The 16,974-nt window shown below is 66.7% G+C and carries 18 protein-coding genes and 1 pseudogene; 9 read left to right on the forward strand and 10 right to left on the reverse strand.

Going from position 1 to position 16,974, the window contains the following annotated elements:
* Positions 1 to 29 precede the first annotated feature (29 nt).
* Genes AU197_RS11960 through AU197_RS11985 form a run of 6 tightly spaced genes read right to left on the reverse strand, consistent with a single transcriptional unit; the run spans position 30 to position 4,396 of the window.
* Entirely contained in the window at positions 30 to 875 is an 846-nt protein-coding gene (locus AU197_RS11960) for a DMT family transporter (RefSeq protein WP_197415523.1), read from the reverse strand.
* The gene (smpB, locus tag AU197_RS11965) at positions 872 to 1,378 is read right to left on the reverse strand and encodes an SsrA-binding protein SmpB (RefSeq protein ID WP_064402920.1); all 507 of its coding nucleotides are present in this window, start codon (positions 1,376 to 1,378) and stop codon (positions 872 to 874) included. The genes AU197_RS11960 and smpB overlap by 4 nt, the downstream gene beginning before the upstream one ends.
* Positions 1,379 to 1,380: 2 nt before the next feature.
* A complete protein-coding gene (gene ftsX, locus AU197_RS11970; RefSeq protein WP_064402921.1) occupies positions 1,381 to 2,277 on the reverse strand; it encodes a permease-like cell division protein FtsX in 897 nt (298 codons plus the stop codon).
* Complete coding sequence (gene ftsE, locus AU197_RS11975) at positions 2,277 to 2,966, reverse strand: cell division ATP-binding protein FtsE (protein ID WP_064346044.1); 690 nt, start codon at positions 2,964 to 2,966, stop codon at positions 2,277 to 2,279. The genes ftsX and ftsE overlap by 1 nt, the downstream gene beginning before the upstream one ends.
* 36 nt (positions 2,967 to 3,002) lie before the next feature.
* Positions 3,003 to 3,449, reverse strand: a complete 447-nt coding sequence (locus tag AU197_RS11980; protein ID WP_064402922.1) for an Rv3103c family proline-rich protein — start codon at positions 3,447 to 3,449, stop codon at positions 3,003 to 3,005.
* Complete coding sequence (locus tag AU197_RS11985; RefSeq protein WP_502687875.1) at positions 3,446 to 4,396, reverse strand: mechanosensitive ion channel family protein; 951 nt, start codon at positions 4,394 to 4,396, stop codon at positions 3,446 to 3,448. Before AU197_RS11985 ends, AU197_RS11980 begins: the two co-directional genes overlap by 4 nt.
* On the opposite strand from AU197_RS11985, the pseudogene AU197_RS26825 reads away from it, so the two are divergent.
* A pseudogene (locus AU197_RS26825) lies at positions 4,362 to 4,433 on the forward strand (hypothetical protein); the annotation flags it as partial. The gene AU197_RS11985 and the pseudogene AU197_RS26825 overlap by 35 nt on opposite strands.
* Here AU197_RS26825 and prfB read toward each other — a convergent pair.
* Positions 4,416 to 5,522, reverse strand: a complete 1,107-nt coding sequence (gene prfB, locus AU197_RS11990; protein ID WP_064402924.1) for a peptide chain release factor 2 — start codon at positions 5,520 to 5,522, stop codon at positions 4,416 to 4,418. The pseudogene AU197_RS26825 and the gene prfB sit on opposite strands and share 18 nt — an antisense overlap.
* Positions 5,523 to 5,685: 163 nt before the next feature.
* On the opposite strand from prfB, the gene AU197_RS11995 reads away from it, so the two are divergent.
* Positions 5,686 to 7,050, forward strand: coding sequence for an FAD-dependent oxidoreductase (locus AU197_RS11995; protein ID WP_064402925.1), 1,365 nt, complete (start codon positions 5,686 to 5,688; stop codon positions 7,048 to 7,050).
* A gap of 53 nt (positions 7,051 to 7,103) precedes the next feature.
* Here AU197_RS11995 and AU197_RS12000 read toward each other — a convergent pair whose 3' ends face one another.
* Positions 7,104 to 7,472, reverse strand: coding sequence for a hypothetical protein (locus AU197_RS12000; RefSeq protein WP_064402926.1), 369 nt, complete (start codon positions 7,470 to 7,472; stop codon positions 7,104 to 7,106).
* A 23-nt stretch (positions 7,473 to 7,495) separates the two neighbouring features.
* Here AU197_RS12000 and hisN point away from each other — a divergent pair, with 23 nt between their 5' ends.
* From hisN to AU197_RS12015, 3 genes are all read left to right on the forward strand, one after another.
* Positions 7,496 to 8,290, forward strand: a complete 795-nt coding sequence (gene hisN, locus AU197_RS12005) for a histidinol-phosphatase (protein WP_064402927.1) — start codon at positions 7,496 to 7,498, stop codon at positions 8,288 to 8,290.
* 96 nt (positions 8,291 to 8,386) lie between these two features.
* Positions 8,387 to 9,778 (forward strand): acyl-CoA dehydrogenase family protein, encoded by a 1,392-nt coding sequence (locus AU197_RS12010; protein ID WP_064402928.1) that lies wholly within the window; start codon positions 8,387 to 8,389, stop codon positions 9,776 to 9,778.
* A 35-nt stretch (positions 9,779 to 9,813) separates the two neighbouring features.
* Positions 9,814 to 11,028 (forward strand): acyl-CoA dehydrogenase family protein, encoded by a 1,215-nt coding sequence (locus AU197_RS12015; protein WP_064402929.1) that lies wholly within the window; start codon positions 9,814 to 9,816, stop codon positions 11,026 to 11,028.
* Between the two features lie 77 nt (positions 11,029 to 11,105).
* Here the strand turns inward: AU197_RS12015 and AU197_RS12020 are convergent, their stop codons facing one another.
* A complete protein-coding gene (locus AU197_RS12020; protein ID WP_064402976.1) occupies positions 11,106 to 12,104 on the reverse strand; it encodes an acrylyl-CoA reductase family protein in 999 nt (332 codons plus the stop codon).
* 89 nt (positions 12,105 to 12,193) lie between these two features.
* Positions 12,194 to 13,171 carry an esterase family protein gene (locus tag AU197_RS12025; protein WP_064402930.1) on the reverse strand — a complete coding sequence of 326 codons (978 nt, stop codon included), beginning with the start codon at positions 13,169 to 13,171 and terminating at the stop codon, positions 12,194 to 12,196.
* 309 nt (positions 13,172 to 13,480) lie between these two features.
* Between AU197_RS12025 and AU197_RS12030 the strand changes: the two genes are divergently transcribed.
* The 4 genes from AU197_RS12030 to AU197_RS12045 all read left to right on the forward strand — a co-directional run bounded on the left by AU197_RS12030 (position 13,481) and on the right by AU197_RS12045 (position 16,973).
* Complete coding sequence (locus tag AU197_RS12030; protein ID WP_064402931.1) at positions 13,481 to 14,038, forward strand: TetR/AcrR family transcriptional regulator; 558 nt, start codon at positions 13,481 to 13,483, stop codon at positions 14,036 to 14,038.
* Between the two features lie 175 nt (positions 14,039 to 14,213).
* Entirely contained in the window at positions 14,214 to 15,377 is a 1,164-nt protein-coding gene (locus AU197_RS12035) for an acyl-CoA dehydrogenase family protein (protein WP_064402932.1), read from the forward strand.
* A gap of 12 nt (positions 15,378 to 15,389) precedes the next feature.
* Positions 15,390 to 15,779 (forward strand): nitroreductase/quinone reductase family protein, encoded by a 390-nt coding sequence (locus tag AU197_RS12040; RefSeq protein WP_064402933.1) that lies wholly within the window; start codon positions 15,390 to 15,392, stop codon positions 15,777 to 15,779.
* Between the two features lie 87 nt (positions 15,780 to 15,866).
* On the forward strand, positions 15,867 to 16,973 hold the full coding sequence (locus AU197_RS12045) for a homogentisate 1,2-dioxygenase (protein ID WP_064402934.1): 1,107 nt from the start codon (positions 15,867 to 15,869) through the stop codon (positions 16,971 to 16,973).
* Position 16,974: the final 1 nt, after the last annotated feature.

Below are 16,974 nucleotides of genomic sequence, written 5' to 3' on the forward strand. Positions count from 1 at the left end.
ATACCGGCTCGGCCCAATTTCCGTGTTGATCAACCGGCGGCGATCATGGCCACCGCAGCGAGCGCCAACACCATGCCGAGCGCCTGCCAACGCGTCACCCGCTCCCGCAGCACCACGATCGCGAGCAACACCGTCGCCGCCGGGTACAACGACATCAGCACGCCCGCAAGCGACAACAACGCCGCCTGAAGTGCCAGCAGCATCGCGATGTTCGCGCCGACGTCGAGGAACGCCGCCAGCACCGCCAGCTTCAGCGGGTTGCCCGACGGCGGTCGCAGGTTGCGGCTCAGCAGCGCAATGACGACCACCAGCCCCGTCGCCGACGCACGCGCGAACACCAGCGGCCACAGCTTGGCTTCCACCGGCGCCTGGTCGATCAACACGAAGTTCAACCCGAACGCCACGCCGGACCCGATCGTCAACCAGGCCACCGTCGGGGTGAACCGGTGCTCAGTGAAGTCCTCGTCAGAGGCTTCCCGGCTGACCAGCACCACCGCGATCAACGCCAGAACGACGCCCACGCCGGCGAGCAGCCCCGGCCGCTCCCCCAGCGCCAGCCCGAATCCCACCGGGATACCGGCAACCAGGATCGCGGTGAGCGGGGACACCACCGAGATCGGACCCGAACCCAGGGCCGCGTAGAACCACCACACCCCGAACGCCTGCGACACCCCGCACAACACGCCCCAGAGCACCGCGCCCTGCGACACGACCCCGCCGATCGGGACCGCCAGCGCCGCGAGCACGACCAGCGCGATCGGGTAGGAGACCAGCACGACCCGCAGCGCGGCGACCCGGCGCGAGGCCAGTCCGCCGACGAAGTCGCTGATCCCGTAGCCCAGCGCTGACGCCAGCGCCAGCGCGACTCCGATCAGGTCATGCCCTTGGCGCGGCGCCCCAGCTCACGGGTGATCTCGCGCTGCGCGTCCCGACGCGCCAAATCCTGCCGCTTGTCGCGGGCCTCTTTACCGCGGGCCAGCGCAAGTTCCACCTTCACCTTCCCGTCGGTGAAGTACAGCGACAGCGGCACGAGCGTGAGATTGCCGTCGCGGATGCGGCCGATCAACTGATCGATCTGCCTGCGGTGCAACAACAGCTTCCGGTTGCGCCGCGGCACGTGGTTGGTCCAGCTGCCGTGGTGATACTCGGGGATGTGGACGTTGCGCAGCCACACCTCGCCGTCGTCGACGGTGGCGAAGGCGTCGGCCAGCGACGCCTGCCCGTCGCGCAGGCTCTTCACCTCCGTGCCGACCAGCTGGATACCCGCCTCGAACGTCTCCAAGATCGAATAGTTGTGGCGCGCTTTGCGATTGGTCGCAACGACTTTGTTGTTGCTGGACCGGGACGGGTCGGCTTTCCTGGCGCCCTGTTTTGGCATGGCTACCTTCGTATGTACAGGCGCAGCGTGACATAAGCGGTGATGCCCGACATCGCCAAGCCCAGGAACAGCATCAGCGGAGCGCTGAAGTACAGCACGTCGGCATAGTCCACCTTGGCGATCAGATTCGCTTGATAGAACTGGTTCAACGCGTTCTCCAGGAACAGCGCCCGTACCACTATCAGGCCGATGATCGCGATCACCACGCCTATCAAGGCCGCAAGCATCGCCTCCACGAGGAACGGCAACTGGGTGTACCAACGACTGGCCCCGACCAGACGCATGATGCCTATCTCGGTGCGTCTGGTGTACGCCGCGACTTGAACCATGTTGGCTATCAACAGGACCGCGCCGACCGCTTGAACCAACGCCACCGCGAACGCGGCGTTGCTGATGCCGTCGAGTACGGCGAACAGGCGGTCGATCAGCTCCTTCTGATTGAGCACGTTGAGCACACCGGGCCGGCCGACCATCGCCTCGTCGAATTCCTTGTGCTGCTCGGGATCTTCGAGCTTGACGATGAACGACGCCGGAAACGCATCGCGCCCAGCGACGTCCTTGTACTGCGGGAACTTCGTGATCGCATCCTCGTAGGCCTCATCGCGATTGAGGAACCGCACCGAGCGCACGTCGTCACGGTCCTCGATCTGCTGGCGCAGCGCCTTGCACGGGTCGGCGTCACACGACGGGTCGTTGGCCGAGACGTCGTTGGTCAAAAAGACCTGGCTCTCGACGCGGTCGAGGTAGATGTTGCGGGACTGGTCTGCCAGCCGGACGACGAGCAGGCCGCCGCCGAACAGGCCGATCGAGATGGCGGTGGTCAGGATCATCGCCACGGTCATGGTGACGTTGCGACGAAATCCCGTGAGGACTTCGTTGATCAGGAAGCCGAAGCGCACTAGCGATCCATTCCGTAGACGCCGCGCTGCTCGTCGCGAATCAGCCGGCCGAGTTCGAGTTCGACGACCCGCTGGCGCATTGAGTCGACGATGTGGTGGTCGTGGGTGGCCATCAACACCGTGGTCCCGGTGCGGTTGATCCGCTCGAGCAGATCCATGATGTCCTTGCTGGTCTCCGGGTCCAGGTTGCCGGTGGGCTCGTCGGCGAGCAGCACCAGCGGCCGGTTGACGAATGCCCGGGCGATCGCGACTCGCTGCTGTTCGCCACCGGACAGCTCGGCGGGCAGCCGATTGGCCTTACCCGACAAGCCGACCATCTCCAGCACGTCGGGCACCACCCGGTTGATGGTCTCGGCGCGCTTTCCGATGACCTCGAGGGCGAAAGCGACGTTTTCGAAGACGGTCTTCTGCTGCAGCAGCCGGAAGTCCTGGAACACGCAGCCGATCACCTGGCGCAGGCTGGGGATGTGGCGTCCGGGCAGCTTGTTGACGTGGAACTTCGACACCTGGATGTCGCCGTGGGTCGGAGTCTCCTCGGCCAGCAGCAGCCGCATGAACGTCGACTTGCCCGAACCCGACGGCCCGATGAGGAAGACGAACTCACCCTTGTCGATCTTGACCGACACGTTGTCGAGCGCGGGCCGCGCCGACGACTTGTACTGCTTGGTCACGTTGTTGAGGGTGATCATCACGGCACGCCAGTGTAGCGGGGAAGCACAGGCGGCCTAGCTGGGCGGAGTCGCCGGTGGCGGCACCAGTTGCGGGAGCGGCGGTAGCAGGGGCTCCTGGGTGGTCGGCGGCGCCTGCTCGGGGGCGATGGTCTGGGTGGTCGCCGGTCGCGGCCCCCAGCCGTCGGGGTCGATCACCGTCGTGGTCGGAGTCGGGCTGGTCGTCGTGGTTTCGGTCGGGCTCGTCGTGGTGGTTGTGGTCGGGGTCGTCGTCGTGGTCGTGGTCGTGGGTTCGGTGGTCCGGCGCACGTTGGTGCGCGGCACCCAGGTGTAGTTCGGGTCCGGTACGAAGCCGGGCGGGACCACCGCAGGCGCGGGTGCGGGCGCTTCGGGGGGTTTGGCCTCAAACGTCTGATTCACCCAGAACAGCGCGACGAACGCCGCGATGAGCACCACCGTCGACACTCGCATCCGGCCGAAACGGGCCGTCAGCCAATGCCTCACTTCTTCTGCTCCGCCGAACCCTGTGTTTCCTGTTCGGCTCCGCCGGCTGTCGCCGGGTGGACGATGGCACCCACCATCGGCGTGGCCCCATCGGCCGGTGACACGATCCCCGCCCGGCGCAAAGCGGCAATCACCAGGACCCGGATGCGCCGGCCGACCTCGAACTGCTTGCCAGGAAGTGTGCGCGCGACCATCCGCAGGTTCACCGTCTCGAGCCCGATGCTCTCGACCCCCATCAGCTGTGGCGCGTCGAGCATGAGTGCGCTGAGTTCGGGATCGTCGGTCGCGTTCTGCGCGACGTTGTGCAGGAGATCGTTGACCTCGTTGAGGTCCGAGCCCGTCGGCACCGGAATGTCGATGACGGCACGCGCCCAGTCCTTCGACAGGTTCAGCGATCGAACGATGTTGCCGTTGGGGATGGTGTACATCTCGCCTTCGGCGGTGCGGAGTTTGGTCACCCGCAGCGTGACTTCTTCGACCGTCCCCAGCGACTCCTCCGGCGCACCGACCATGCTGAGCTGCACCAGATCACCGAAGCCGTACTGCCTCTCGGTGATGATGAAGAAACCGGCCAGCAGGTCCTGGACCACTTTCTGCGCACCGAAACCCAGCGCGGCGCCCAGCACCGCGGCGGGCGCGACCAGCGACCCGATCGGGATCGCGAGCGTCTCGGTGATCTGGACCGCCACGATGACGAACAACAACGCGACGGTCACCCACGAGATCACCGACGCGACGGCCTGACGGTGTTTGGTGCTCTCCGAACGGACCAGCTGATCGCTTTCCAGGTATTCGGCGTCGATGCGGGTCACGATCCGCCGCGCCGCCCAGTTGATGAACCGCGCCGCCAGCAGACCGCCGATCAACAACAGTGCGATCGTCACACCGCGGTCGAGGATCCAGTTGCCGATGTTGCCCTGCCAGAAGCCCTCCCAGCGCTCCCCCAGGGATAAAGCGATCAGGTTGTCATCCATCATCTTGACTCTTGCGCCAACGGATTCCGGCTTCCAGAAACCCGTCGAGGTCGCCGTCGAGCACCGCCGCCGGGTTGCCGACCTCGTACTCGGTGCGCAGATCCTTGACCATCTGGTAGGGGTGCAAAACGTAAGAGCGCATCTGGTTGCCCCACGAGCTGCCGCCGTCGCCTTTGAGGGCGTCCATCTCGGCGCGCTCCTCGAGACGCTTACGTTCCAACAACTTCGCCTGTAGGACCCGCATCGCCGAAACCTTGTTCTGCAGCTGCGACTTCTCGTTCTGGCAGGTCACCACGATACCGGTCGGGATGTGGGTCAGCCGGACCGCCGAGTCGGTGGTGTTGACCGACTGCCCGCCGGGGCCACTGGACCGGTAGACGTCAACGCGCACATCGCTTTCCGGGATGTCGATGTGGTCGGTGGTCTCCACCACGGGCAGCACTTCGACGTCGGCGAACGACGTTTGCCTGCGACTCTGGTTGTCGAACGGGCTGATCCGCACGAGCCGATGGGTGCCCTGCTCGACCGACAACGTGCCGTAGGCGAACGGCGCGTGCACCGCGAACGTCGCGCTCTTGATCCCCGCCTCTTCGGCGTAGGAGATGTCGAACACCTCGACGGGATAGTCGTGCTGTTCGGCCCAGCGGATGTACATGCGCATCAACATCTCGGCCCAGTCCGCGGCGTCCACCCCGCCGGCGCCCGATCGGATCGTGACGACGGCCTCGCGCTCGTCGTACTCGCCGGAGAGCAGGGTGCGGACCTCCATCGCCTCGATGTCCTCGCGCAACTTCGCCCGCTCGGCGTCGGCTTCGGCGAGCTCTTCCTCGCTGCCGTCCTCGGCGGCCAGCTCGTACATCACCGGCAGATCGTCGAGGCGCTGCCGGAGTTCCTCGACGCGTCGCAGCTCCCCCTGGGTGTGCGACAGCTCGCTGGTGACCTTCTGAGCGCGCACCTGGTCGTCCCACAGGTTCGGGTCGGAGGCCTCGTGCTCGAGCTTCTCGATGCGACCGCGGAGGCCTTCGACGTCGAGCACCCGCTCCACCGTCGTGAGGGTGGAGTCGAGGGCAGCGAGGTCGGCTTGACGGTCAGGATCCACGGGAGTTCAGGTTACCCGTGGGCCGATACGCGCCGGTTCTCGCGACTGGCGGCACCGAGAGCGGTCCGCGTTCTAGCATCGGATGGGTAACCAGCCGGCCCCGACGCGACAGCCCCTTGCGCGAGGCCGGGCAGCGATGAGGAAGCTTCGACAAAAGGTGTCCATGCGCCCCTACCATGTGGCGATCGTCGGCTCAGGGCCTTCGGGTTACTTTGCCGCGGCGTCGTTACTCAAGTTCGCCGATTCCCAAGACGACTCCGACGTACGCGTCGACATGCTCGAGATGTTGCCGACCCCCTGGGGTCTGGTGCGCTCGGGTGTGGCGCCCGACCATCCGAAGATCAAGTCGATCAGCGCCCAGTTCGAGAAGACAGCGTTGGATCCGCGATTCCGCTTCTTCGGCAACGTCGCGGTCGGCGAGCACGTCCACCCGGCCGAGTTAGCCGAACAGTACGACGCGGTGATCTACGCCGTCGGCGCACAGTCGGACCGAGCGCTGGGGATCCCCGGTGAGGACCTGCCCGGCAGCGTCGCCGCCGTCGATTTCGTCGGCTGGTACAACGCCCACCCGCACTTCGAGGAGATCGCACCGGACATCTCCAGCGGTCGAGCCGTCGTGATCGGCAACGGCAACGTCGCGCTGGACGTAGCGCGGATCCTGGTCACCGATCCTGACGTGCTGGGTGCGACCGACATCGCCGACCACGCGTTGAAGTCACTGCACGACCGCGGGGTGGAGGAGGTGCTCGTCGTCGGCAGACGCGGACCGTTGCAGGCGCCGTTCACCACGTTGGAGCTGCGCGAGCTCGGGCACCTCGAGGGGCTCGGTGACGTCGACGTCATCATCGATCCCGCCGACTTCGCCGATATCACCGATGACGATCTCGAGGCGGCGGGCAAGACCGTGCGCAACAACATCAAGGTGTTGCGCGGCTACGGCGAACAGACGCCGAAGAACGCCAAGCGGCGCATCGTCTTCCGATTCCGCACCTCCCCGATCGAGATCAAAGGGAACGGCCGCGTCGAATCCATCGTGCTCGGCCGCAACGAGCTGGTCGAGGAGAACGGCCGCATCGTGGCCAAGGACACCGGTGAACGCGAGGAGGTGCCTGCCCAGCTGGTGGTGCGCGCCGTCGGCTATCGCGGTGTGCCGACGCCCGGCCTGCCCTTCGACGAGCGCAGCGGCACGATCCCGCACACCCACGGGCGTGTCGAAGGCAGCCGCAACGAGTACGTCGTCGGTTGGATCAAGCGCGGGCCGACGGGCGTCATCGGCAGCAACAAGAGCGATTCGCAGGAGACCGTCGACACGCTGATCGCCGACCTGGCCGGCGCGCAGCTGTCCGATTTCGATGAGGACCATCCGCGGCGGTTGGCCGAATGGTTGGTCGAGCGGCAGCCAAAGGTCGTCACCGACGACCACTGGCGGCTGATCGACGAGTACGAGCGGTCAGCGGGTGAACCGCACGGACGACCGCGGGTGAAGCTGACCACCGTGGCCGAGATGCTGAAGATCGGGCACGGCTGAGCTTCGGCTCGTTTTTGCGCCGAGGGTTGTGGTCGGCGCGAATCGACGAAACTTCAGGAGTACGGCGGCGGCGCGGGCGGCGGCATTGCGCCCGGTGGTGGGGCCTGCGGCGCGAATCGCCAGTTGTCCGGGTTTTTCGGCGAGTAGACGACGGGAAACAGTTGGCCCATCGTCGGCCAGTTGTCGACGTCGACCTCGAGCCGCTGGTACACGACATGCTCGTTGACCGTGGGCCCGTTGATGACTCCGGTGATCGTGACGTACTGCGGGCCGGTGACGTCGGTCGGGCGCGGGCTGACGCCGGTGACCAGCAGTTGACCCGCCGGCCAGTCAGTCGGGGTACCGCGACGGCGCATCAGCATCGGTCGGGCCAGCAGCACCAGCGCACCGACCAGCAGCAGTATCACCGCGAATTCCCACATCCCGACATGGTAGGACGACAGGCATGAATCCCGAGGCGGACGACCTCACGCTGGCACTCTCATTGGCCGACGAGGCCGATGCCCGGACCATGGCCCGCTTCGGCGCCGTCGACCTCGTCGTCGAGACCAAACCCGACCTGACCCCGGCCACCGACGCCGACCTCGACGTGGAATCGATGATCCGGAAACGACTCGCCGAACAGCGCCCGGACGATTCGGTGTTCGGCGAGGAGTTCGGCGGCACCCAGGAGTTCGGGGGCCGACAGTGGATCGTCGACCCGATCGACGGCACCAAGAACTTCGTCCGCGGGGTGCCGGTGTGGGCGACGCTGATCGCGCTGTTGCACGACGGCATACCCGTGCTCGGCGTGGTGAGCGCACCCGCGCTGCACCGGCGGTGGTGGGCGGTGACCGGACGCGGTGCGTACGCGAAGGTGTCCGGGCAAGACGAGCGACGACTGAGCGTGTCGAAGGTCGACGAGCTCGGCGCGGCGAGCCTGGCGTTCTCCAGCCTTTCGGGGTGGGCCGACCGCGGCATCCGCGACCGGTTCGTGGCGCTGACCGATGCGGTGTGGCGGGTGCGCGGATACGGCGACTTCTACAACTACTGCCTCGTCGCGGAGGGCGCCGTCGACATCGCGATGGAGCCGGAAGTCTCGACGTGGGACCTGGCGCCGCTCGACATCCTGGTGCGCGAGGCCGGCGGCCGCTTCACCAACCTCGCAGGTGAGGCCGGACCGCACGGCGGTAGCGCGGTCGCGACCAACGGGCTGCTGCACGACGTGGTGCTGCGCAGCCTGTCGGCACCCGGGCTGTGAGTTCGACAACAACTTACCGATGAGTCAGTTCGGATACCTTACTCTGGAGTCAGTTCGACGAGTTCGGACGTCACCAATCAAAGCGAGGCAGTCGAAATGAGCAAGAACCTGCCGTCGAAAAACGGATCCAAGTCGAAGCGAAGCGACAAAGAGAGCGCCGTCGGCCTGAAGAAGCACAAGCGTTCCGCGACCGATCTCGGACTCGCGCTGATCACTCCCCTGGTCGGGCAGGAATTCCTGGACCGCCACCACCTGCGCGATCCGCTCAACCGTGGGTTGAAGTACGGCGTCAAGCAGGTGTTCTCGTTCGCGGGCGCGGCCGGCAGGCAGTTCAAACGCGTCTCGGGCAACCAGAGCGGGCCGACGCGGCTGAAGAAGAGCGGTTCGGATTACTTCGACCTCACCCCTGACGACGAACAGCAGATGATCGTCGAGACGGTCAGCGAGTTCGCCGAGGAGATCATCCGCCCCGCGGCACGCGAAGCCGACGAGGCCGCCGACTACCCCGTCGACCTCGTCGCGAAGGCATCCGAACTCGGCATCACCGCGATCAACGTGCCCGAGGACTTCGAGGGGATCGCCGCGCACCGCGCAGCCGTGACCAACGTGCTGGTCGCCGAGGCGCTGGCATACGGCGACATGGGCCTGGCGCTGCCCATCCTGGCTCCTGCGGGTGTCGCGTCGGCGCTCACGCACTGGGGCAGCGCCGACCAGCAGGCCACCTACCTCAAAGAGTTTGCGGGCGAGAACGTTCCGCAGTCCTGCGTGGCGATTGCCGAACCGCGAGCGCTGTTCGATCCCACCGCCTTGAAGACCACCGCGGTCCGGACCCCGAGCGGTTACCGCCTCGACGGGGTCAAGTCGCTTGTGCCGGCCGCCGCGAACGCCGAACTGTTCATCGTCGGGGCCCAACTCAACGGCAAGCCGGCGCTGTTCATCGTCGAATCGGGGTCGAAGGGTCTGCGCATCACGCCCGACCCGGGTATGGGCATCCGTGGAGCGGCGATCGGCCAGGTCGCACTCGACGGGGTCACCGTGCCGCTGTCGGCGCGCCTCGGCGAGGACGGCGCAAGCGACGAGGACTATTCGGAGGCACTCGCGCTGTCGCGGCTCGGCTGGGCCGCACTTGCCGTCGGCACCGCCCACGCGGTGCTCGACTACGTCGTTCCATATGTCAAGGAGCGCCGCGCATTCGGTGAACCGATCGCGCACCGTCAGGCGGTCGCGTTCATGTGCGCCAACATGGCGATCGAGTTCGACGGTCTGCGCTTGATCACCTGGCGCGGCGCGTCACGGGCTGATCAGGGTCTGCCGTTCGCCCGCGAGGCCGCGCTGGCCAAACGGTTGGGCACCGACAAGGGCATGCAGATCGGCCTGGACGGCGTGCAGCTGCTCGGCGGCCACGGCTACACCAAGGAACATCCCGTCGAGCGCTGGTACCGCGATCTGCGCGCCATCGGCGTCGCCGAGGGCGTCGTCGTCATCTGAGTCATCATCTGAGACTCACGAGCGAAAGTCGAACCATGGCAATCAATCTGGAACTGCCGCGAAAGCTCGAGGCGGTCATCGAGAAGGCCCATCAGGGGGCCGCGGAGATGTTGCGTCCGGTCTCCCGCAAGTGGGATCTGCGCGAGCACGAATACCCGGTCGAGCTGGACACCCTGGCCACCCTCTTCGAGGGCATCCAGGACGCGAAGGCGTTCGCGTTCGCGGGCGCCGAGGCGTTCGCGGGCGGTGACGAGCCCAGGGACGCCAACCACAACGGCGCGAACATGTCAGCAGTGCTCAACGTGATGGAGATCAGTTGGGGTGACGTGGCTTTGATGCTGTCGGTGCCTCGTCAGGGGCTCGGCAACGCGGCGATCTCCAGCGTGGCCACCCCCGAACAGCTCGAGCGACTCGGCAAGGACGTGTGGGCCGCGATGGCGATCACCGAGCCGGACTTCGGCTCGGATTCGGCGGCGGTGTCGACGACGGCCCGGCTTGACGGCGACGAGTACGTGATCAACGGCGAGAAGATCTTCGTCACGGCCGGCTCCCGGGCCACCCACATCGTGGTGTGGGCGACACTGGACAAGTCGCTGGGCCGCGCGGCCATCAAGTCGTTCATCGTTCCGCGCGAGCATCCCGGTGTGACAGTCGAGCGACTCGAGGACAAGCTCGGCATCAAGGCCTCCGACACCGCGGTGATCCGGTTCGACGACGTCCGCATCCCCAAAGACAACCTGTTGGGCAGCCCGGAGATTCACGTCGAGAAGGGTTTTGCCGGGGTCATGGAGACCTTCGACAACACCCGGCCCGTCGTCGCCGCCATGGCTGTGGGCATCGCGCGCGCCGCCCTCGAGGAGGTGCGCAAGATCCTCACCGAGGCCGGCATCGAGATCTCCTACGACAAGCCCTCGCACGCGCAGAGCGCACCCGCAGCGGAGTTCCTGCGAATGGAATCCGAATGGGAGGCGGCGTATCTGCTGATGGTCCGCTCGGCGTGGCAGGCCGACAACGACATTCCGAACTCCAAGGAAGCGTCGATGGGCAAGGCGAAGGCCGGTCGGGTGGCCAGCGACATCACCCTGAAGGCAGTCGAATTGGCCGGCACCGTCGGGTACTCGGAGGTCACGCTGCTGGAGAAGTGGGCGCGCGACAGCAAGATCCTCGACATCTTCGAGGGCACCCAGCAGATCCAACTGCTGGTGGTCGCGCGCCGGTTGCTCGGTCTGTCGTCGGCCGAGCTGAAGTAATCTCGGCCCGGTCGTGAATCTGATGACGCAAATCGCCGAAAAGCGGCGCTGAATTCACAACCGGCGGCTTGATCGACCTAGAAGCCGTCGTGCACGACCACCCGGGTGCGGCCGGTGACGCCGCCGCCGATGATCGCGCGCAAGGTGTGCGGCGCCTCCAGAATCGTGACGTCCTTCGTGATGTCGCTGAGATGCTTCGGCTTGAGCCCGCCCTCGATCTGCCTCCAGATCTCGCGGCGCGGCCCGATCGCGAGCTGAACGGAGTCGATTCCGGCGAGGGTGACGCCGCGCAGGATGAACGGCATCACCGTCGTAGGGAGGTCGGGCGACCTCGCCAACCCCGAAACCGCTGCCACGCCAGCGTATTTGAGGGTGCTCAGCGTGTAAGCGAGGGTGTCGCCGCCGACGCTGTCGACGACGGCGGCCCACTTCGACTTGCCGAGCGGGCGGACCTTCTCCCCTTCCTCGGGGACGCGTCCGATCACCTGGTAGGCGCCCAGGCCCATGAGATAGTCGTGCGCCTCGGCCTTGCCGGTGGATGCGATCACCTCGTAGCCCAGACCGGCCAGCAGGTCCACACTGATGCTGCCGACACCACCGGTGGCACCGGTGACCAGTACGGGCCCGTCCTGCGGGCGCACACCGTGCGCGCGGATCGCGTTGACGCTCATGGCCGCGGTGAAGCCGGCGGTCCCGATCGCGGCGGCCTCCCCCGTCGTCAACCCGTCGAGCTTGACCAGATAGTCGGCCGGGAAGCGGGCGGTGTCGGCGTATCCGCCGTGCCTGCCGGTTCCGATGTCGTAGCCGTGGGCGACGACCCGGTCACCGACGGCGAACTCCGATGACGACGACGCCGTGACCGTGCCGGCCGCGTCGATGCCCGGGATGAGCGGATACGACCGGGCCACACCGCCTTTGGGCGTCACGGCGAGGGCGTCCTTGTAGTTGATCCCCGAATACTCGACGGAGATCGTGACCTCACCCTCCGGCAGGAAGGTGTCGTCGACGACTTCGTGTCGGAGGTCGATGTCCCCTTGCGCGTCCTGATGTGCGACCAAGGCGTTGACTGCGCTCACGACGCCCATTGTTCACCTGGGCCCACGCGGAAGCCGGGGAACGCAAAAGTCCCCGGACGCGCGCGGCGCCCGGGGACTCCTGACGTGCCTTACGAGCCGAGATGCGAGATCAGGTCAGGCTTCATCTCCTGCAGCTGCTGACCCCAGTACTCCCAGCTGTGCGTGCCGTAGGGCGGGAAGTTGAACACCCCGTTGTTGCCGCCCGCGGCGATGTAGTTGTCCCGGAACGTGATGTTCGTGCGGATCGTCAGGCCCTCGAGGAACTCGGCGGGCAGGTTCGCGCCACCGAGCTCGTTGGGTGTGCCGTTACCGCAGTACACCCAGAGTCGAGTGCCGTTGGCCACGATCTGCGGGATCTGCACCATCGGGTCGTTGCGCTTCCAGGCGCTGTTCGGATCCTCGGTCGGACCCCACATGTCGTTGGCCTTGAAGCCGCCCGCGTCACCCATCGCCATGTTGATCAGGAACGGCCACTGCCCTTCCGACGGGTTCAGGAAGGCCGAAAGGGAGCCCGCGTAGATGAACTGGTCGGGGTGGTAGACCGACAGGATGATCGCGGAGTTACCCGACATCGACAGGCCTACCGCGGCGTTGCCGGTGGTGGACACGCCCCTGTTGGCGGCCAGCCACTGCGGCAGCTCGCTGGTCAGGAATGTCTCCCATTTGTAGGTCTGGCAACCGGCCTTGCCGCACGCCGGCGCATACCAGTCGGAGTAGAAGCTCGACTGCCCGCCCACCGGCAGGATGAGCGACAGCGGCGTCTCGTAGAACCACTCGAACGCCTGGGTCTCGAGGTCCCAGCCGTTGTAGTCGTCGCGAGCACGCAGGCCGTCGAGCAGGTACACCGCCTTGGAGCCGGTGCCCTTCTGGAACTGCACCTTGATGTCGCGTCCCATCGACGGTGACGGCACCATCAGGTACTCGACCGGCAGGCCGGGCCGGGAGAATGCCCCAGCGGTGGCTGACTGGCCGGCCAGGCTCACGAAACCGGGTAGCAGGGCCGCCGCGATGGCCGCCACCGCGAAGCGCCGCGCCCATGGGCCGCGAATCTTGTCAATCAAGCTCATACTGAAAGTCCATCCATCTTCCGGTTTGCCACGTTGGGGGCCGTTCCGTCTGCGATCGAGCGATCGCCATCGACACCGCAGCATTGTGTGCACTGCGCTGTCATGCCCGCTCGACTGAGCCCGGGGCCGCCGAACGGACCGAGAAAATTTCAGTTGTCGCGTGTGCAGTAAAACACGATGATCAGCGCAGGAGAAACCCAGGGCCGTGTCGCGCGCCGGATTTTTTGAGCAAATCGCCATTGACGCGACGGTCGAAAATGCCTTCGACCGGGCATCGGGGCTGGGTCGCGGCACCCGTAGGCTGCGGTCATGGCACCGGCCCGTACGCCGCGACTGTCCGTCGACGATTGGATTCAGGCCGGGTACGAGATCCTCGCCGAGCAGGGCATCAAGGCACTCAAGCTGGACGCGCTCTGCGAGCGCGCCGGCGCCACCAAGGGCAGCTTTTACTGGCACTTTCCCGATATGGCCGGCTACCGCTCCGCGCTGGTCCGGGCGTGGGGTGAGGTGCGCGACGACGACCGGCGACATTTCGCGGCGCTGAGCGACCTGCCGCCCCGCGAGCGGCTCTCGCGAATGATGAGTGCGCTGGTCGACGCCCGGCACCGCACGCTGGAACGGGCGATGCGGGAATGGGCCCGAACCGACGAAGAGGTCGCCGCCGGGGTGCGGGCGTCGGACCGGCGGGTCCTCGAGGCCGTGCGCCAGGCGTTCGTCGAGGACGGCTTCGACCCCGAGGAGGCCGACCTGCGTGCGAACGCCACCTTCGCGGCGGGAATCGGCTTCTTACATCTGTCCGGCGCGAAAGCCAGCGCGAAAGCCGCGGCCCGGCGGGAGCGGTTCCTCGAGATCATGCTCGCGCGGTAGTCCGCGCCCTCTCGGTAGTTCGCGCACCCTCGGCGCGGACGAGCGTCCGCTTGGGGTCGGAATCCGGCGGCGAGTCGGGTACAGACACGGTCGCTCGGCGTTCAAGGGTGCGGCCGCGGCCGACGAGACTTTCCATACAACTTTCCATACAAAAAAGTATGGTAGCGTTCGGGCCATGACAGCCGCTCCGGCTCTCCCCCTCGTCGACGCCGATTTCGTCGGCCGGCTCGCCGAACGGGCACCGGAGGCCGAGCGACTGCGCCGATTGCCGGCGGCGACGGTCGACGAACTGACCGCATCGGGGCTCACCGACCTGCTGGTGCCCGCGCGATACGGCGGTATGCAGGCACCGCTGCCGGCCATCTTCGATCCGGTCCGCCGGATGGCGCACGGCTGCCCGTCCAGCGCGTGGACCATCGGCTTCTATGTCCTGCACAACTGGATCCTGGCGCTGTTCGACGAGCAGGCCCAGGAGGAGGCGTTCGCGGCCCGCCCCTTCCTCGCCCCCGCTCCCCTGGCCCCTACGGGTCGAGGGCTGCCGGTGGACGGCGGGATACGGCTGAGCGGCCGTTGGTCGTGGGCCACCGGCGTGATGCACGGGAACTGGATCATGGTCGGCGCGCTCTGCGGTCCCGACGACGCGATCTTCCCGGCGCTCGCGCTGCTGCCCATCGAGGACGTCACGATCCAGGACGTGTGGCACACCGACGGCATGCGCGCCACCGGCTCAAACGACGTCGTGATCAGCGATGCGTTCGTCCCGGAGCACCGGTTGGTCCGCGTCGTCGACATCTACACCGGCACCGCGCCCGGCGCGGCGCTACACGACGCCGACACCTACCGATGGCCGATGGTGCCCGCACTGGCGCTGCTGGCGGCGATGCCCGTCCTGGGCGGCGCCGAACGTGTCGCCGAGATCTACGCCGAGCGGTTGTCGCAACGCGTGCTGGCATACGAGGGCGTCATGCAAAAGGACAAGCCGATCGCGCAGGCCCGCCTCGGAGAGGCCGAGGTGCGCCTGCGGGCGCTGCGCGCCCTCCTTGCCGACACCGTCGGGGAGATCGAGACCATCGTCGCCACCGGTGATTCCGTGCCGCGACCCGTGCGCGGGGCGGCCCGGATGGCGGCGGCGCACATCGTTCACGAATCGCGCCAGGTAACCGGGCTGTTGCTCGAGGCGTCGGGGGCCAGCGCGCATTTCGTCGACAATCCACTGCAACGGATCAAGCGCGACGTCGACGTTGCGGCCGGGCACGTGGTCTTCGACTACGACACGAGTCGAGAGCTTGCCGGAGCCCTGAGCCTGGGTATGAAGGTGTCACGAACCGCGATGGTGTGATCGGAGGGAACCATGGCAGAGGACTTGCGCGACCAAGTCACCAAAGCGTTCCAGAAGAACGTCATGAACCCGATGATGCGGCTCCTGCCGTTCCAGACGTTGCTGGAGACGACGGGGCGCAAGAGCGGCCAACCCCGACGCACTCCGCTGGGCGGGCGGCGCGTGGGCAACGAGTTCTGGTTCGTCTCCGAGTTCGGCGAGAAATCGCAGTACGTCAAGAACATCCAGGCCGATCCCGCCGTGCGAGTCCGGTTGAACGGCAAGTGGCACAAGGGAACCGCGCACATCGTGGCCGACGACGATGCGCATGAGCGGTTGCGCAAGCTGCCGCAGTTCAACAGCTTCGGCGTGCGGACCTTCGGCACGAACCTGCTCACCATCCGGGTCGATCTCGAGGATTGACTCGGGTCTTAAGTAAAACTAAAGTCAGTTTTAGTTCTTGGTCGGGCCGCCCCCGGCCCCCGCCGTCATCGTCGATGGAGCGAAATCATGGAATCGTTTGTCCACCTGCGCAAAGGCCGGACTCCCAAGCGCCTGCACGCCGATCTGGACGGGCTCAAGGACGATGAACTCGGCCGCGGCGGATTCGTCGGCCGCACCGCGAACATCTACCGCCGCCACGACCCCACCGCGTACCGGGCGTCGGGACCGCTGCGGCCGGTCGACGTGATGACCAGCGAGCTCAAGCCCAGCGACGCCACCGATGCCGCGGGAACACCGCTGCTGCTGTTCAGCAACCCGGACTGCCGGATCTCGCTGAGCCGGCGCAGCGAGGAGATGCCGTTCTACGTGCGGCACGTCGACGGGGACCTGCTGTCGTTCGTGCACCGCGGTTCGGGTCGGCTCGAGACGGAGTTCGGACCCTTGCACTACCGCGAGGGCGACTGGGTCTACGTGCCGAAGGCGACGACGTGGCGGCAGGTTCCCGAAGAGGAGACCACGCTGCTGATGATCGAGGCCACCGCCGAGTTCCGCGTCCCGCCGCCGGGGCCCCTCGGCAGGCACTTCCCGTTCGACCCGTCGCAGGTCACCGTGCCCGAACCGCAACCGATCGAGGACGGCGACGGGCCTGCGGTCAACGGCGAGTACGAGGTGCGGCTTGTCCACGATGGTGGGCCGACATCGCTGTTCTACCAACATAATCCGATCGATGTCGAGGGCTGGCGTGGCGACAACTTCCCGTTCACCTTCAACATCGCCGACTACAACGTCATCGCCAGCGAGAGCGTGCACCTGCCGCCGACCGTGCACTTGTTCATGGAGGCGACGGGAGTGGCGGTGATGAATTTCCTGCCCCGGCCCGCCGAGAGCGTTCCCGGTACCGAGCGTCCGCCGTGGTACCACCGCAACGTCGACTACGACGAGGTGTCCTTCTTCCACGGCGGCGACCTGTTCGGCATCCCGATGCCACCCGGGCTGGTCAGCCACGCCCCGCAGGGTGTGCACCACGGCGCACCGGAGAAGGCCCGCGAGCGTGCGCGGCGCAAGTTCGACGAACAGGACCGTGTCGGTTGGTACGTCATCTCCGTCGACACGACCCGGCGGCTGACGCCGTCGGCCGAGGTCCTGGCCAACGATTTGGGGCAGCACGCGTGAC

The sequence above is a fragment of the Mycobacterium sp. IS-1590 genome, from assembly GCF_001500025.1.
Lineage (GTDB): Bacteria > Actinomycetota > Actinomycetes > Mycobacteriales > Mycobacteriaceae > Mycobacterium.

What these genes read in the sequence shown, in the direction of transcription:
- smpB (WP_064402920.1), bottom strand. Translation starts at nt 1,378, where the DNA reads ATGCCAAAACAGGGCGCCAGGAAAGCCGACCCGTCCCGGTCCAGCAAC.
- ftsE (WP_064346044.1), bottom strand. Translation starts at nt 2,966, where the DNA reads ATGATCACCCTCAACAACGTGACCAAGCAGTACAAGTCGTCGGCGCGG.
- AU197_RS11995 (WP_064402925.1), top strand. Translation starts at nt 5,686, where the DNA reads ATGCGCCCCTACCATGTGGCGATCGTCGGCTCAGGGCCTTCGGGTTAC.
- AU197_RS12000 (WP_064402926.1), bottom strand. Translation starts at nt 7,472, where the DNA reads ATGTGGGAATTCGCGGTGATACTGCTGCTGGTCGGTGCGCTGGTGCTG.
- hisN (WP_064402927.1), top strand. Translation starts at nt 7,496, where the DNA reads ATGAATCCCGAGGCGGACGACCTCACGCTGGCACTCTCATTGGCCGAC.
- AU197_RS12010 (WP_064402928.1), top strand. Translation starts at nt 8,387, where the DNA reads ATGAGCAAGAACCTGCCGTCGAAAAACGGATCCAAGTCGAAGCGAAGC.
- AU197_RS12015 (WP_064402929.1), top strand. Translation starts at nt 9,814, where the DNA reads ATGGCAATCAATCTGGAACTGCCGCGAAAGCTCGAGGCGGTCATCGAG.
- AU197_RS12025 (WP_064402930.1), bottom strand. Translation starts at nt 13,171, where the DNA reads ATGAGCTTGATTGACAAGATTCGCGGCCCATGGGCGCGGCGCTTCGCG.
- AU197_RS12030 (WP_064402931.1), top strand. Translation starts at nt 13,481, where the DNA reads ATGGCACCGGCCCGTACGCCGCGACTGTCCGTCGACGATTGGATTCAG.
- AU197_RS12035 (WP_064402932.1), top strand. Translation starts at nt 14,214, where the DNA reads ATGACAGCCGCTCCGGCTCTCCCCCTCGTCGACGCCGATTTCGTCGGC.
- AU197_RS12040 (WP_064402933.1), top strand. Translation starts at nt 15,390, where the DNA reads ATGGCAGAGGACTTGCGCGACCAAGTCACCAAAGCGTTCCAGAAGAAC.
- AU197_RS12045 (WP_064402934.1), top strand. Translation starts at nt 15,867, where the DNA reads ATGGAATCGTTTGTCCACCTGCGCAAAGGCCGGACTCCCAAGCGCCTG.